The organism is Planococcus sp. VCh962 (assembly GCF_057748275.1).
Genome location: NZ_JBYLHS010000002.1, coordinates 634624 through 647143 on the forward strand (window position 1 = coordinate 634624; position 12520 = coordinate 647143).

General features: G+C 47.1%; 12 protein-coding genes and 1 riboswitch. Of the genes, 1 reads left to right on the forward strand and 11 read right to left on the reverse strand.

Translation table 11 applies throughout. From position 1 onward, the window contains the following. Positions 1 to 66 precede the first annotated feature (66 nt). From AC3AQ9_RS10475 to AC3AQ9_RS10495, 5 genes are all read right to left on the reverse strand, one after another. Entirely contained in the window at positions 67 to 1476 is a 1410-nt protein-coding gene (locus AC3AQ9_RS10475) for an MDR family MFS transporter (protein WP_488307579.1), read from the reverse strand. Between the two features lie 188 nt (positions 1477 to 1664). Beyond that, entirely contained in the window at positions 1665 to 1913 is a 249-nt protein-coding gene (locus tag AC3AQ9_RS10480; protein WP_488307415.1) for a hypothetical protein, read from the reverse strand. 179 nt (positions 1914 to 2092) lie between these two features. Then, complete coding sequence (locus tag AC3AQ9_RS10485; protein ID WP_488307416.1) at positions 2093 to 3259, reverse strand: TraB/GumN family protein; 1167 nt, start codon at positions 3257 to 3259, stop codon at positions 2093 to 2095. A gap of 136 nt (positions 3260 to 3395) precedes the next feature. Beyond that, on the reverse strand, positions 3396 to 4244 hold the full coding sequence (gene ypfJ, locus AC3AQ9_RS10490) for a KPN_02809 family neutral zinc metallopeptidase (protein ID WP_488307417.1): 849 nt from the start codon (positions 4242 to 4244) through the stop codon (positions 3396 to 3398). Between the two features lie 67 nt (positions 4245 to 4311). Further along, the gene (locus AC3AQ9_RS10495) at positions 4312 to 4914 is read right to left on the reverse strand and encodes a class I SAM-dependent methyltransferase (RefSeq protein ID WP_488307418.1); all 603 of its coding nucleotides are present in this window, start codon (positions 4912 to 4914) and stop codon (positions 4312 to 4314) included. Between the two features lie 106 nt (positions 4915 to 5020). Further along, positions 5021 to 5199: riboswitch (Lysine riboswitch) on the forward strand. Positions 5200 to 5331: 132 nt separating this feature from the next. Between AC3AQ9_RS10495 and dapA the strand changes: the two genes are divergently transcribed. Then, a complete protein-coding gene (gene dapA, locus AC3AQ9_RS10500) occupies positions 5332 to 6213 on the forward strand; it encodes a 4-hydroxy-tetrahydrodipicolinate synthase (protein WP_488307419.1) in 882 nt (293 codons plus the stop codon). A 56-nt stretch (positions 6214 to 6269) separates the two neighbouring features. Here the strand turns inward: dapA and AC3AQ9_RS10505 are convergent, their stop codons facing one another. From AC3AQ9_RS10505 to AC3AQ9_RS10530, 6 genes are all read right to left on the reverse strand, one after another. Then, positions 6270 to 7109: an STAS domain-containing protein gene (locus AC3AQ9_RS10505; protein ID WP_488307420.1), complete on the reverse strand. Its 840-nt coding sequence runs from the start codon at positions 7107 to 7109 to the stop codon at positions 6270 to 6272. A gap of 70 nt (positions 7110 to 7179) precedes the next feature. Beyond that, positions 7180 to 8052: an alpha/beta fold hydrolase gene (locus AC3AQ9_RS10510; protein WP_488307580.1), complete on the reverse strand. Its 873-nt coding sequence runs from the start codon at positions 8050 to 8052 to the stop codon at positions 7180 to 7182. Between the two features lie 137 nt (positions 8053 to 8189). Further along, positions 8190 to 9131: a GGDEF domain-containing protein gene (locus tag AC3AQ9_RS10515; RefSeq protein WP_488307421.1), complete on the reverse strand. Its 942-nt coding sequence runs from the start codon at positions 9129 to 9131 to the stop codon at positions 8190 to 8192. Positions 9132 to 9146: 15 nt separating this feature from the next. Continuing rightward, the gene (locus AC3AQ9_RS10520; RefSeq protein ID WP_488307422.1) at positions 9147 to 9947 is read right to left on the reverse strand and encodes an alpha/beta fold hydrolase; all 801 of its coding nucleotides are present in this window, start codon (positions 9945 to 9947) and stop codon (positions 9147 to 9149) included. A 211-nt stretch (positions 9948 to 10158) separates the two neighbouring features. After that, complete coding sequence (locus tag AC3AQ9_RS10525; protein ID WP_488307423.1) at positions 10159 to 11487, reverse strand: MATE family efflux transporter; 1329 nt, start codon at positions 11485 to 11487, stop codon at positions 10159 to 10161. Positions 11488 to 11594: 107 nt separating this feature from the next. Continuing rightward, positions 11595 to 12503: an SDR family NAD(P)-dependent oxidoreductase gene (locus AC3AQ9_RS10530; protein ID WP_488307424.1), complete on the reverse strand. Its 909-nt coding sequence runs from the start codon at positions 12501 to 12503 to the stop codon at positions 11595 to 11597. Positions 12504 to 12520: the final 17 nt, after the last annotated feature.

Below are 12520 nucleotides of genomic sequence, written 5' to 3' on the forward strand. Positions count from 1 at the left end.
AAATGGCTATCGTGTGACAAATTATTATCTAAAATATTGTTATAATGCAATGAAAATTCTAACAGATTAAAGATGGGAATCTTCTTGGACCTTTTCCTTAGACGGTTCTGCTTTCTTAAGAAAAAAAGCCATTATCACACCAATAGCGCTTAAAACTCCCACTACTGCAAAAGAAATATTGACGCCCCGCACAAGTCCCTCGGCACCGTATTGTTGCGGATCGAGTGCTGTTCCCGTCATGATGGTGACCAGCAATGCTGTGCCAATCGATCCGGTTACTTGGCGCATCGTATTGCTCATGGCTGTACCATGCGGAATGAGACGTTCCGGCAATTGATTGAGCCCCGCCGTTATGACGGGCATCATGACCAATGAGACCCCTAGCATCCGGATGGCATGCATGACGGTTAAATAAGTAAAAGAAGTAGTGGTCGTCAACACGGCGAACTGGAAAGTTGAAATGGTAACAATCACCAATCCCACGACAGCCAGCCATTTTCCGCCAACAGCATCGAATATTTTTCCAGAGACCGGGTTCATAGCACCCATGACAATTGCTCCCGGAAGCAGCATCAAGCCCGATTCAAAAGCTGTAAAGCCATGCATGTTCTGCATATAAATTGGCAAGATGGTCGCACTGCCGATCATGGAAACAAAGACAATAATGCTCAATATCGTCGAAAGGGTAAAAATGCCATAGGAAAACACTCTGAATTCAAGCAGCGGCTTCTCCAATTGGAATTGGCGCTGGATAAAGAAAAACAGCGAAATAACTCCGACGCCAATCGACAAAATGACCGGCCAGCTTCCCCAACCGGCATTGCCGGCACTTGAAAAGCCATAAAGGATGCCGCCAAAGCCGAATGTCGAGAGAATAATGGACGGGATGTCGAGCGTCGGGAAAGTCTGCTTTGTCACATTTCGCAACAGGAAATACCCAAGAACAAAGTCAATAACTGCTATCGGGATGACAATATAAAAAAGAGCGCGCCATGGGTATTGCTCCACAATCCAGCCCGATAAAGTCGGACCGAGCGCAGGCGCAAAGGAAATCACTAACCCAAACAAACCCATCGCCTGCCCGCGCTTTTCAACCGGGTAAATAATAAAGAGGATGGTTTGTGTCAACGGCATCATGATGCCGGCACCGGATGCCTGGATAATGCGGCCAACCATCAGAAGCGGAAAACCTGGAGCAAATGCACATATAATCGTACCTGCAGCAAACAAGCCGATGGCGGCCAAAAACAAGCGGCGTGTTGAAAATTTGCCGATCAAAAATGCCGTAATGGGGATCATTACCCCGTTCACTAACATGAAAACCGTTGTCAGCCACTGGGCGACGTTCGCATTAATATCCAAATCCCGCATGATATGTGGCAAAGCAGTGGCAAGCAAGGTTTGATTTAATATCGCCACAAAAACACCAGCCATTAAAACAGCCAGGAATGGCCCTTTTCGGAATTCCTTATCCATTACCGATTGCTGTGCATTCCTCACCGCCCCTCACCTCCGCAGAAAGAATGTAAAAACTCATCCAACCAGCCGACAGTCTTTGCCACTTTAAAATGCCCGGCTTTTCAGTAGCACCAACTATAGTAAACGTTTTGTCTGCAAGTCTTATAAGCCGCAAAAAGACGGACCGGATTTCTCCGGTCCATTTTCTACAAAGGCTGATGCGTTGTTTTGTGCTTCATGTAATACGCCGCTGCAAAGATCAAAATCGGCACTAAAATACTGAGCCGGAACCAGATGCCGTCGTCCCCCATAAAGATCAGGATTGTCGGCAGCAGGATGGCAATTCCGCTCCACATTAACGCTTTCCATGAACTTTTCCATAATCCGAAGATAAACAAGACGACCGAGGCAATGACCAGAGCCCAGAGCAGAATCCCCATTAAAAAGAGACTCATCCGTTGTTCCTCCCCAACCTTATTTTTTCCAGCTCCTGCACTCAAAGGGCTGAAAAACTTTCCCGCTGAGTGAAGTTTCTCTAATTATTTACTTTTCTATACCCTTTCCACTCCTTATTCAACGCCCTTCAAAAAGAAAAAAACCGAACGGCTGAGAGCCGTTCGGTTTAGCGGTTTTCTTATAAATTTTTTAAAAACAAGCGGATAACATCCGCGCTGCCAATAATATTGCCGGCCGCGGTCCCAAGATTCGTCAACACGACGACCAACAGGACCCGGGTGACTTTATTGTCCCAGAAGCCTTTGACGGTAAATACGTCTTTTGACAAAGTCTCAAAGTCACCGACATTCGGGCGCCGGATATAAGCCTGCATAAGACCCGAGAACCAGCCCGCCGCAAGAAGCGGATGCAAAGCGCCAACCGGCCCTCCAACAAATGCTGTCAAAATGGCTAGCGGATGGCCGAATGCCAGCGCCGCACCGATTGCCCCCAGTGAAGCAGTCCATAAAATCCAGCTGATGGTGCCGTCAATGCCGGCTTGCGGATTGTTATAGAACGTAATCGCCAATAAAGCAATCAATAGAATCGGCAATGCCCAGCCAAGAATTTTCGGCCATTTCGATTTCGGCGGCACTTCAGCCAATGCTTTTAAGTCATGCTCGTTATGGATTTCTTTTGTAATGCCCGGCACATGGGCGGCTCCCAGAACAGCCACCACTTTATTGCCAGGTGCGTCTTTGATTTTCTGTGCCAAATACTGATCGCGTTCATCGATCAGCGGCTTTTTCAATTTCGGGAATGACTGGGTGAAATCATTGAGCACTGCATTCAGTGTATCCTGCGATTTCATCTTTTCAAGATCTTCTTCAGAAATTGTTTCTTTGCTGAAAATGCTGAAGATGACAGAGGTTAATAACTGGGCTTTTCCCATAAAACCGATATTGCTCCAAATCCGTGAAAACGTCACTTGGATATTGCGGTCCGCCAGTACCAGTTCAGCACCGGTTTCCTTGGCAGATTCAATCCCCTGAATCATTTCCTGCCCCGGCTTGATGCCGAACTGATCAGCGATGCGGTTCTGGAAAGATGAAATCGCCAGGTTCATCAGCAGGAGACTTGATTTCTTTTCTTTGATGACTTTGAAAATATCGGTTTCCTTCCACTTGCTGTTATCGGTAACCGACTGGTACCGCTGCGCATCAAGTTCAATGCACACTGAGTCCGGCCGTTCCGCTTCAATGACTTGTTTGACCTGTTCTGCACTTTGGCGGGAAACGTGCGCCGTGCCGATCAAAATCAATTCGCGTCCGTCGAGTTGTATGCGTGTAATATTATCTTCATGCATAAATTTTCTTCCTTCATTGAACTTAATTTCTTTCCGTATTTACACGAAAAGACTGTCTATTTCAATAATGAATCACAATGCCGAAAATATCAATGCAACACTCTTCGTTTCACGGTTTTTTTTCAGCGAAAAAGTGTCAAAGATTTTTTGCATTGAACGTATCGCCGCCTTGGATAGTTCCCGTATCGAAGCCTTTATAGAACCAGCGCTTGCGCTGTTCAGATGTGCCGTGCGTAAAACTTTCCGGCACTGCATAACCGCGTGCCCGTTTCTGGATGGTGTCATCCCCGACCGCACTTGCCGCCGTCAAGGCTTCTTCCAGATCCCCTTCTTCCAAAAGGTCCATGCCTTGAGCATGATGCGCCCAGACGCCTGCATAGTAATCAGCCTGTAATTCCAGCCTTACCTGCAGCTTATTATAGTCTTCTTCGCTTAATTGGCTGCGGAGCGGCTGCACCTGCTCCATGACGCCAAGCAAGTTCTGCACATGGTGCCCGACTTCATGCGCAATGACATATGCCATTGCAAAGTCGCCCGGTGCCTGGAATTGCTGCTGCAGTTCATTGTAAAAACTTAAGTCAATGTACAGTTTCTGGTCGCCTGGACAATAAAACGGCCCGACTGCCGCTCCCGCTGTACCGCAGGCAGACTCGACGCTGCCATTAAAAAGCACGAGCGTCGGCTCAACATATTCCAAGCCCTGCTCGGCAAAAACTTCCGACCATACGGCTTCGGTATCCGCCAGCACAACCGAGACAAAATCAGCGAGTTCCTGCTCCTGCTCGGTTTCGACATAAGGTTCGCTTGACTGCGTGCCTGCGCCGGTACCGAGTTCGTTCAAAAGGACTCCCGGATCCCCGCCAAGAAATGCCACCAGCAGGACGATGAGCAATCCCCCGATTCCGCCTCCCGCTACCATCTTGCCGCCTGACGAACCGCGCCGGTCCTCGACGTTTCTGCTGCCCTGCCTGCCTTTCCATTTCATAAAAATCGCTCCTCACGAATTGCACTTTTTAAGCCTATACCCCAATCCACTGGATCTCTAATCCAACTTATTGGAGGCGGTAGATTAAAAAGCGTTCCCGAAAATTGCGGCCTGCTCCCGGCAACGGGATCTCTTCAAACAGTTCAAAAAGAGTCTGGTGCTCCAAATAATCAATATAATCTTCCGATGGGAAAAATAGGATCACATCTACCGGACGCTGTACCTGCTCTACAGATTTCAAAATATTGTTGACGGCTGCCATAAAGATCTGAACCGAAAAAGGATTAAAAAAATAGAACCGGTTGTCTTTCGCATCCACTTTATAATCTTGCGCAAGGCAGCAGCAAAACTCAATTTTTCCTTTCGCTTTTTTCCGCTTTTTCCCGTAAGCCGTCCGGTTATCGAGTGCTTCCCTATAAAAGGTTTCGTCCATCTCGACTCCCACGGTTTCCACTCCGAATAAAGAGTGTACGTAAAAGTTCAGCCGCCCTTTGCCGCAGCCGTAGTCGACCAGCCGGTCTTCCTTGGACAGCCTGTAATGGCTAAAAAGGATTTCCAGCAAGGCATAAGGCGTCGGCTCATAACGGTTATGGTGAAGAGATTCATGGAAGCCTTGCTGGTTTTCGGAAGTCCGGATATTCAACATTTCATCGTATTGGCGTTCATTCATTGTCATCTGCTCCTTACGGTAAAATAATAATTACGGCTCTTGCAATCGGCCAAAGAGTTTGGTAAGGTGAAGCTAATTCAATATTTTCTTGCTTCAGATTTTATGGAGTGAGGATAGAGGTGCAAAAACCATCAGTATATAAATCGAGGAGTATGAGCTCCGATGACGTTTATGGAAAGGGGGATTTGCCGAAGCGGTTAGACACTCATAGTCGACTCCGCTGGGTCTGCATCTAATAAATGCAGGACTGTCATATAGGTGACTATATGGAGGGCTATCTGACGCAAAGAAACGGTGGATAAACATTGTTTCTACGGCAGCAACGAGACCCTCGTTGCTGCTTTTTTGTTTCTCTTTAATATGCGACTGGTCCATCACCTCTGATTTTTGACAAAAAACCAAGAAAAGGGTGGTATTATGAATTTCGGCCAAATTATCACAGCAATGGTTACTCCGTTTGATGCAAATGGAGAAATCGACTTTCCCGCAACTAAAAACTTAGTGGAGCATTTGATCGCAAACGGTTCAGACGGAGTAGTGGTTGCCGGCACGACCGGAGAATCACCGACTTTATCATCAGAAGAAAAAGTGAAACTTTTTAAATTTGTCGTGGAAACCGCGAAGGGCCGCATTCCTGTCATCGCTGGAACGGGATCGAACAATACACGCGCATCCATCGCCTTGACTAAGCAGGCAGAAGATATCGGAGTAGATGGCATTATGCTCGTTACGCCGTATTACAACAAACCTTCACAAGAAGGCATGTTCCAGCATTTTGAAGCGATTGCATCCTCTACCGGCCTGCCAATCATGCTTTACAATATTCCAGGGCGCAGCGTCGTCAATTTGACCGTCGATACAGTCGTCCGCCTATCGGCAATTGACAATATCGTGTCCATCAAAGAAGCGAGCGGCAATCTGGATGCTGCCGCTGAAATTATTGAACGCACACCCGATTCCTTCACGCTTTATAGTGGAGATGACAGCTTAACTTTGCCGATTCTCGCAATCGGCGGAAATGGCATTGTTTCTGTCGCAGCCCACATCATCGGCAATGAGATGCGGGATATGATTTCGAACTTCCGCAACGGCAACAATGCAGCGGCAGCAGCGGCACACCGCAAATTGCTGCCAGTCATGAATGCATTGTTCGCTGCCCCGAATCCGGTGCCGGTGAAAACAGCTTTGAACCTCTCAGGCGTCCAAGTTGGCGGTGTCCGTCTGCCGATGATTCCTTTGAACGAACAAGAAACTCTAACCTTGCGTAAGGTTCTATCTGGCCGCACTGTAAATTCTTGACCCATTAAGACAAAACCGCTGAAGCTATGGCCTCAGCGGTTTTTTATATGCTTTGATTATACTTCTGTCAATCTCTTGAAGGCCTGCTTCAAACTTCCGCCAAGTGCCAGCTGGCTGACATCGATGCCCAGCTGAATCATGGTCTGTGCAATTTCCGGCCGGATGCCGGTCAACACCGCCTGTACGCCGACAAGCTTCAGTGATTCGGTCAACTTAATGATTTGTTCCGCCACCATCGAGTCGACTTTTATTACGCCTGATAAATCGATAATGAGAGTAGAAACCTTCAAACGGCCAGCCGCAAGCAGCGATTGCTCCAGAATATGCTGGGCCCGGTCCACTTCAATGGCACCTACAATCGGCAGGATTGCAATTTGGTCATTCACCGGCACAACCGGCGATGACAACTCGAGAAATTCTTTTCGTGCATCGGCTAAATTCTTTTGATAAGAATTGATATAAGCTGAACTGTACGAATGTGCTGCATGGTCCAGCAAAGAATGGAAAAATTCCATTGTTCCAAAAAGGGTCTCTAGCGGCATTTTCTCGTGCACGGCTTCGGTCTTGATCACTTTTCCGATATGTCTTCGGTAAAGCGATGTTTCCGCCAATGCATCTGCAAGTGACATGCCTTCCTTTAGAAAATAGTTCCCGGTCGCATCTCCCCACTGTGAAATTTCATTGAAAACTGTTTCAGGATCCAGGAAATTTTGAATGGATTTCCCCAAAAGTCCAATAAAACCCATTCGAAAGTGAAGAACCGATTCCAGGATATCTTTATATTGTTCCAGCTCTTCCTGGCTGGCATCTTTTATAGCTTCTTGTTGTATTAACTCTGCAATCAGGTGTTTATCTTCAACCACGCGTGCACCGAGTAATCTCATCTCTTTCTCCATCAGTACCTCCATAGACAACTTTCTTATTAGCTGAATTTATTATAACCGCCGAAAGTATATTCGGGTACTGTTATATCAATAAATTTTCCCTTGCAGAAATGCTGTCGCTTGCCAAGGGCTTCCTTAAGTAGGACAAAATCTTCTCAATGGTTTCTTCCGCATGGCTGACGTGCGGATTGTGGCCGGTAGCATTCATGACCACCCGCTCGCTTTCGGATATCCGGCTGTGCACATATTCCACAGCCGCTTCAGGAGCGATTGCATCATTCTGTGTTTGAAGAATCAATGTAGGCACCGATACTTTCTGGAGATCGTTGCGCACATCGGACAGAAACGTCGCTTCAGCAAACTGGCGCAGAATATCGGGATCATTCGAGCACAAAAGCCGCTCAAACTCTTCGGCCAATTCCGGCCGGTCTCCGTTCTGCAAGACCACCGGTGCTAAATAATTCGCCCATCCTTTATAATCCGTTTCCATCATTTCAAGCATTCCTTCAATATCCGCCCGTTCAAAACCGCCTTGGTAGCCGGGTTCATTCAAATAATGTGCCGAAGGTCCAATCATGATTAAATTTTTTATTAATTCCGGCCGGTCGATTGCCGCTAAAGCACCGATCATGCTGCTGACTGAATGCCCGATAAAGACGACATTCTTCAGATTCAATGCATCACAAAGCTCGATCAGATCCTGTTTGTAGCCATGCAACGTGCTGTACCGTTCTTTTGAATAAGCTTTCTTGTCACTTCTGCCAGATCCTACATAGTCAAACAGCACGACCCGGTACTTCGTTTCAAAAGCTGGTGCAATATCATCCCATACGTATTGGTCACAGCCAAAGCCGTGGGCAAAAACCAATACTTTATCACCTTGCCCGGTGCATCGTACATTATTTCGATTAGTGATGTTCAATTCCGACTTCACCTCCTGAACATAAAAAATCATTTTCCAAAAAAACGATGATTTTACGTCACTCTTCATTCTAACGGACTTGAGCGGAATTAAAAAGAAGGAGGCACCAGAAAAACCCTTTCCATCGAAAAGACAGAAAAGGTTTCATAGAAAGCGACTCGCAGCAACACTTACGTTATGGTAACGCGATTGCGGCCAGAATTTTTGGATGTATAGAGCGCGGCATCGGCACGCGCAAACAAAGAATCCGCATTATCTCCACTTTCATAAACGGCTGCGCCAATGCTTACAGTCACCGGAACATGCAGCCATTCGGCATGCTCGATCTGGCGGCGCAGCTGCTCGGCAAACTTGTGAGCCTCGTCTTTATCCGCATTCGGCAATAAGATGACAAATTCCTCTCCACCCATGCGGGCCACCACCCCTTGTTCACCGGTTTCATTCAGCAGTTTCCAAGACAATTCCTGCAGCACTGCATCCCCCATCTGGTGGCCATATGTATCGTTGATCCGTTTGAAAAAATCAATATCAATCACGAGAAGAGACAGTGGCCTTCCAGCCTCTGCCTGCCCTGTCATTTCTGACAGAACTTCTTCTAAATAGCGGCGGTTTTTCAAGCCGGTCAATGGATCGGTAGTCGTCATCTGCTGCAGGCTGGCGTTCAATTCCTCTAATTCGCGCTGCTTTTGCTCGACTTCATCCATCAAGCTTTGCAGTTTCGCATAAGCTTCAGCCGTTTCCTGATTAATTTTTTCTGCATTTCGCTTTGCCAGCAGCAATTCTTTTTCATATTCGCCCCGCTCAGTCATCGGAATCATTGCGCATTCGAAAAGCCCATTCCTTTTTGCCGTATTCATCAGCACCGGAACCGGTCCCGATTCACTTTTCACTGTCAAGAACATCTCGTTGACTTTCCCGTGAACTATGATGGAAGGCATGAAATAGGTTTGGAAATAGACCCGGGAAGCGATTGTCAGCAACTCATGGACATGTGTTGGCATATGCCGTTCTGTACCGATCAATTCTTGCATGGCCTTGTTCATCTCGACAATACGGTAATTCTCTTCAATCACCATGTAGCAAAAAGGCGCCAAATTCAGTTGCTCTTCCATCCCCAGATCTCCTTTCTAGCTGTTCAAATATGCCTGTATGAGCTTCACTGTTTCTTCTGCATGGCTGATGTGCGGGTTATGCCCTGCCGCTTCCATCACAATCATCTGGCTGTCCTTAATATGTTCATGGACGTACTGCCCGACTTCCGGCGGCGCAATGGCATCAAAGCGTGGCTGGAGAATCAGTGTCGGAACCGAAACTTTAGCCAGTTCCGGCCGGACATCCGATGTGAATGTCACTTCTGCAAACTTCCGCGCAATCACCGGATCGTTGGAACAGAGAATTTGTTCGAATTCCTCCGTCAAATGCGGACGATCTTCATTTTGCATCACTACAGGCGCCAAGTATTTTGCCCATTCTTTATAATTGACTTCCATCATATCCAGCAATTCATCAATATCGGATTTCTCAAAACCGCCATAGTAGTCTGATTCGTTCATATAATAAGGGGAAGGTCCGATCATGACGAGCTTGTCGATCATTTCCGGACGTTCGATGGATGCCAGCATGCCAATCATGCTGCTGACTGAATGCCCGACGAAGACGATATCTTCCAAGTTAAGCGCATCGCATAAATCAAGCAAATCCTGTTTATAGCCGTGCAAAGTTCCATAGCGTTCCGTCGAATAAGCAGACTTGTCGCTTTTCCCCGACCCTACGTAATCGAACAGCACGACGCGGTATTTGTCTTCAAAAGCGGGTGCAATTTCACTCCAGACATATTGGTCGCAGCCAAACCCGTGGCCGAAGACCAGCATTTGTTTCCCTTGGCCGAACACGCGGACATTATTCCGCTTTAAAATTTCTTCCTTCATCTTGTATCTACTCCTTCGATAAACCCAAAACTAACCTCTTTAGTCTGTGAACCGCTAAATTTCATAATAGCAATGAAACTGGAAAACTGCTACCATTTGTATTAATTTTACTATATACAAATAAATAAATTGAATATAAAGTATTATAAGGTTTAACAATTATCCAACAAAAAAGGCTGTGCCCAAGTTCCAGCCTTTTTCCTTTTAAATTTCAATTATTTTTGTACTCCCAAGTGCCCTTTAAGTACAGTTTACGATGAAGTGCCGGGATGTGAATCACTAAAAATAAGGACCTGCTTAAAGTGAAGGCAATAAAAGCAATCCACAGTCCATTATTGTGGTGAAGCGGGACAAGGAAGTATAAGGCCAAAAGGTAAACGGCCAAGGAGTACAGCATGGAATTCCGGATAGGCGCCGTTTCCGTGACGCCTGTAAATACACCATATAGAATAATGCCGGAAGCCGCAGAGACCGGAAACAGCAGAAGCCAGTGTCCATAACCGGAAGCAAGTTCAATGACAGCCGGTATATCTGTAAAGAACCCAATTACGGAATCGCTGAAAGCGTAATAGCCGCCCGTTAAGAAAATGACGCAAAAAATGGACCAGCGATTTGACAGTTTCACTGTCTGTTTATAAAGCTGCTGATTTTTTGCCCCTAATGCTCTGCCTGCCACTATGCTGGAAGCATTAGAAAAGCCGTCCAGAAAATAAGCCATCAGATAATGGATATTAAACAGCACGGCGTTTGCTGCTAGAATTTCTGTGCCGAATAAAGCGCTTTTTGCTGTAAATATATTAAAGACTGCCAGTAGACAAAGAGTCCGTATAAACAGATCCTGGTTAACCAGCATCATCCGCTTCAGTGAACCTGTATCCGCTACTGCTCTTAATGAAGGCAATTGAAAGCGCCGTGATAAAGCTTTCCAAATAATAAGAAGGCCAAAAAGAAAAGCCGTGATTTCAGAAATCAGCGTTGCCGAAGCCACTCCGGAAATGCCCCAGGAAAAACCATAGACGAAAAGCAGATCCAGCCCGATATTCATCAAATTCATTATAATCTGGATCATAACAGCCACTTTTATTCTGGCCATGCCCATCAGCCAACCCAGGATGACATAATTCACCAATGCAAAAGGCACTCCCCAAATACGGATTCGGTAATATTCAGCAGTCACCGCAGCCACGTCCGCAGCTGGATTGACTAAAGCAAGAGCTGCATATTCAATCGGCTTTTGCAGCAGCACGAAAACCAGCCCCACCAAGACGGCAATCAAAAAAGGACGGATAAAGGCAAGCGTCCCCTGCAATTCATCCTCCGCCCCGTTTGCCTGTGCTGCAAATCCGGAAGTGCTGACGCGCAAAAATCCCAGCAGCCAGTACATCGTATTAAAAATGATGGAGCCTACCGCCACTCCGCCAATAAAAGCCGGATCACCAAGCCGCCCTACTACAGCTGTATCTACTGCCCCCAGCAAGGGAGTGGTCATGGTTGAAAGAGTGAGCGGTATCGCCAAAGCCAGATAGGTTCGGTGGTTCATAGGCACTCCCCCGACTTGCAGAATTTATGGTATCCAAAAAATCAGCCGCATGGATTGCCAGCTGATTTCTTCCTCCTTCTTTTGCCTGAATCATAAAACAGCTGGCTTCAGGAACGTTCTTCCCGCTTCATCCGTTCGCGTATCCCGCCTTCCACTTCTGTACCCGCTTCCATCGGCTCATATAAAGAACCGGAATTCGGCTTCATGGGCGGTGCATCTTCGATGACTTTTTGCACAAACTTAGCATTCAGGGATTCAGTGGTTCCAGGCATTAAATGGCTCGACAACACGGAAGCTTTCGATTTAGCCCCGACCGCCACCGATTCCTGCGGATTGTCGAGCAAGCCGATAATCGCATCAATGACCAATTGAGGGTCGTCCATCGGCTTCATTTCAGCGGCGTGCCCGGTATAATTTCCGGTATGGATGAACCACGGCGTATCCGTTGCCCATGGCATGACGTTACAGACATGGATGTTTTCAAAGCCCTCCAGTTTCATTTCTTCATTCAATGCAGCGCTCAGCCCGGCCACGGCATGTTTCGTTGCACTGTATCCGGTGTAATAAGGAAAAGCTATTTCGCTGGTGACCGATCCCAGGTTGATCAAAATGCCCTGGCCGGTTTCTTTAAAATGACGCAGCGCAAAATGGCATCCATTGATGGTGCCTTTGACATTGACGTCAATAATGCGTTTCAAATCCTGCGTGGGAATATCAGTAAATTGCCCGATTGCACCGATGCCGGCATTGTTGATCCACACGTCAATCTTGCCAAACGACTCGAGTGACCGTTCAAACAGCCGGGCCACATCTTCTTCTTTGCTGACATCGGCTGTAACCGCGATTGCCCGGGGTCCCAGCTCTTCGGATAACGCTTCGATCAACCCGGTACGGCGTGCTGCCAGCACCACATTGGCGCCTTCAGCCGCCAGCTGCCTGGCCACGCCTTTGCCGATGCCGCTGGAAGCTCCTGTAATGACGGCTGTCACCCCTTCACGGGACGTTTTTTTAGGCATGGTAAATCCCTCCTTAT

Coding starts and splice junctions, on each gene's coding strand:
- AC3AQ9_RS10475 (WP_488307579.1), bottom strand. CDS start 1,476: ATGGATAAGGAATTCCGAAAAGGGCCATTCCTGGCTGTTTTAATGGCT.
- AC3AQ9_RS10480 (WP_488307415.1), bottom strand. CDS start 1,913: ATGAGTCTCTTTTTAATGGGGATTCTGCTCTGGGCTCTGGTCATTGCC.
- AC3AQ9_RS10485 (WP_488307416.1), bottom strand. CDS start 3,259: ATGCATGAAGATAATATTACACGCATACAACTCGACGGACGCGAATTG.
- ypfJ (WP_488307417.1), bottom strand. CDS start 4,244: ATGAAATGGAAAGGCAGGCAGGGCAGCAGAAACGTCGAGGACCGGCGC.
- AC3AQ9_RS10495 (WP_488307418.1), bottom strand. CDS start 4,914: ATGAATGAACGCCAATACGATGAAATGTTGAATATCCGGACTTCCGAA.
- dapA (WP_488307419.1), top strand. CDS start 5,332: ATGAATTTCGGCCAAATTATCACAGCAATGGTTACTCCGTTTGATGCA.
- AC3AQ9_RS10505 (WP_488307420.1), bottom strand. CDS start 7,109: ATGGAGAAAGAGATGAGATTACTCGGTGCACGCGTGGTTGAAGATAAA.
- AC3AQ9_RS10510 (WP_488307580.1), bottom strand. CDS start 8,052: ATGATTTTTTATGTTCAGGAGGTGAAGTCGGAATTGAACATCACTAAT.
- AC3AQ9_RS10515 (WP_488307421.1), bottom strand. CDS start 9,131: ATGGAAGAGCAACTGAATTTGGCGCCTTTTTGCTACATGGTGATTGAA.
- AC3AQ9_RS10520 (WP_488307422.1), bottom strand. CDS start 9,947: ATGAAGGAAGAAATTTTAAAGCGGAATAATGTCCGCGTGTTCGGCCAA.
- AC3AQ9_RS10525 (WP_488307423.1), bottom strand. CDS start 11,487: ATGAACCACCGAACCTATCTGGCTTTGGCGATACCGCTCACTCTTTCA.
- AC3AQ9_RS10530 (WP_488307424.1), bottom strand. CDS start 12,503: ATGCCTAAAAAAACGTCCCGTGAAGGGGTGACAGCCGTCATTACAGGA.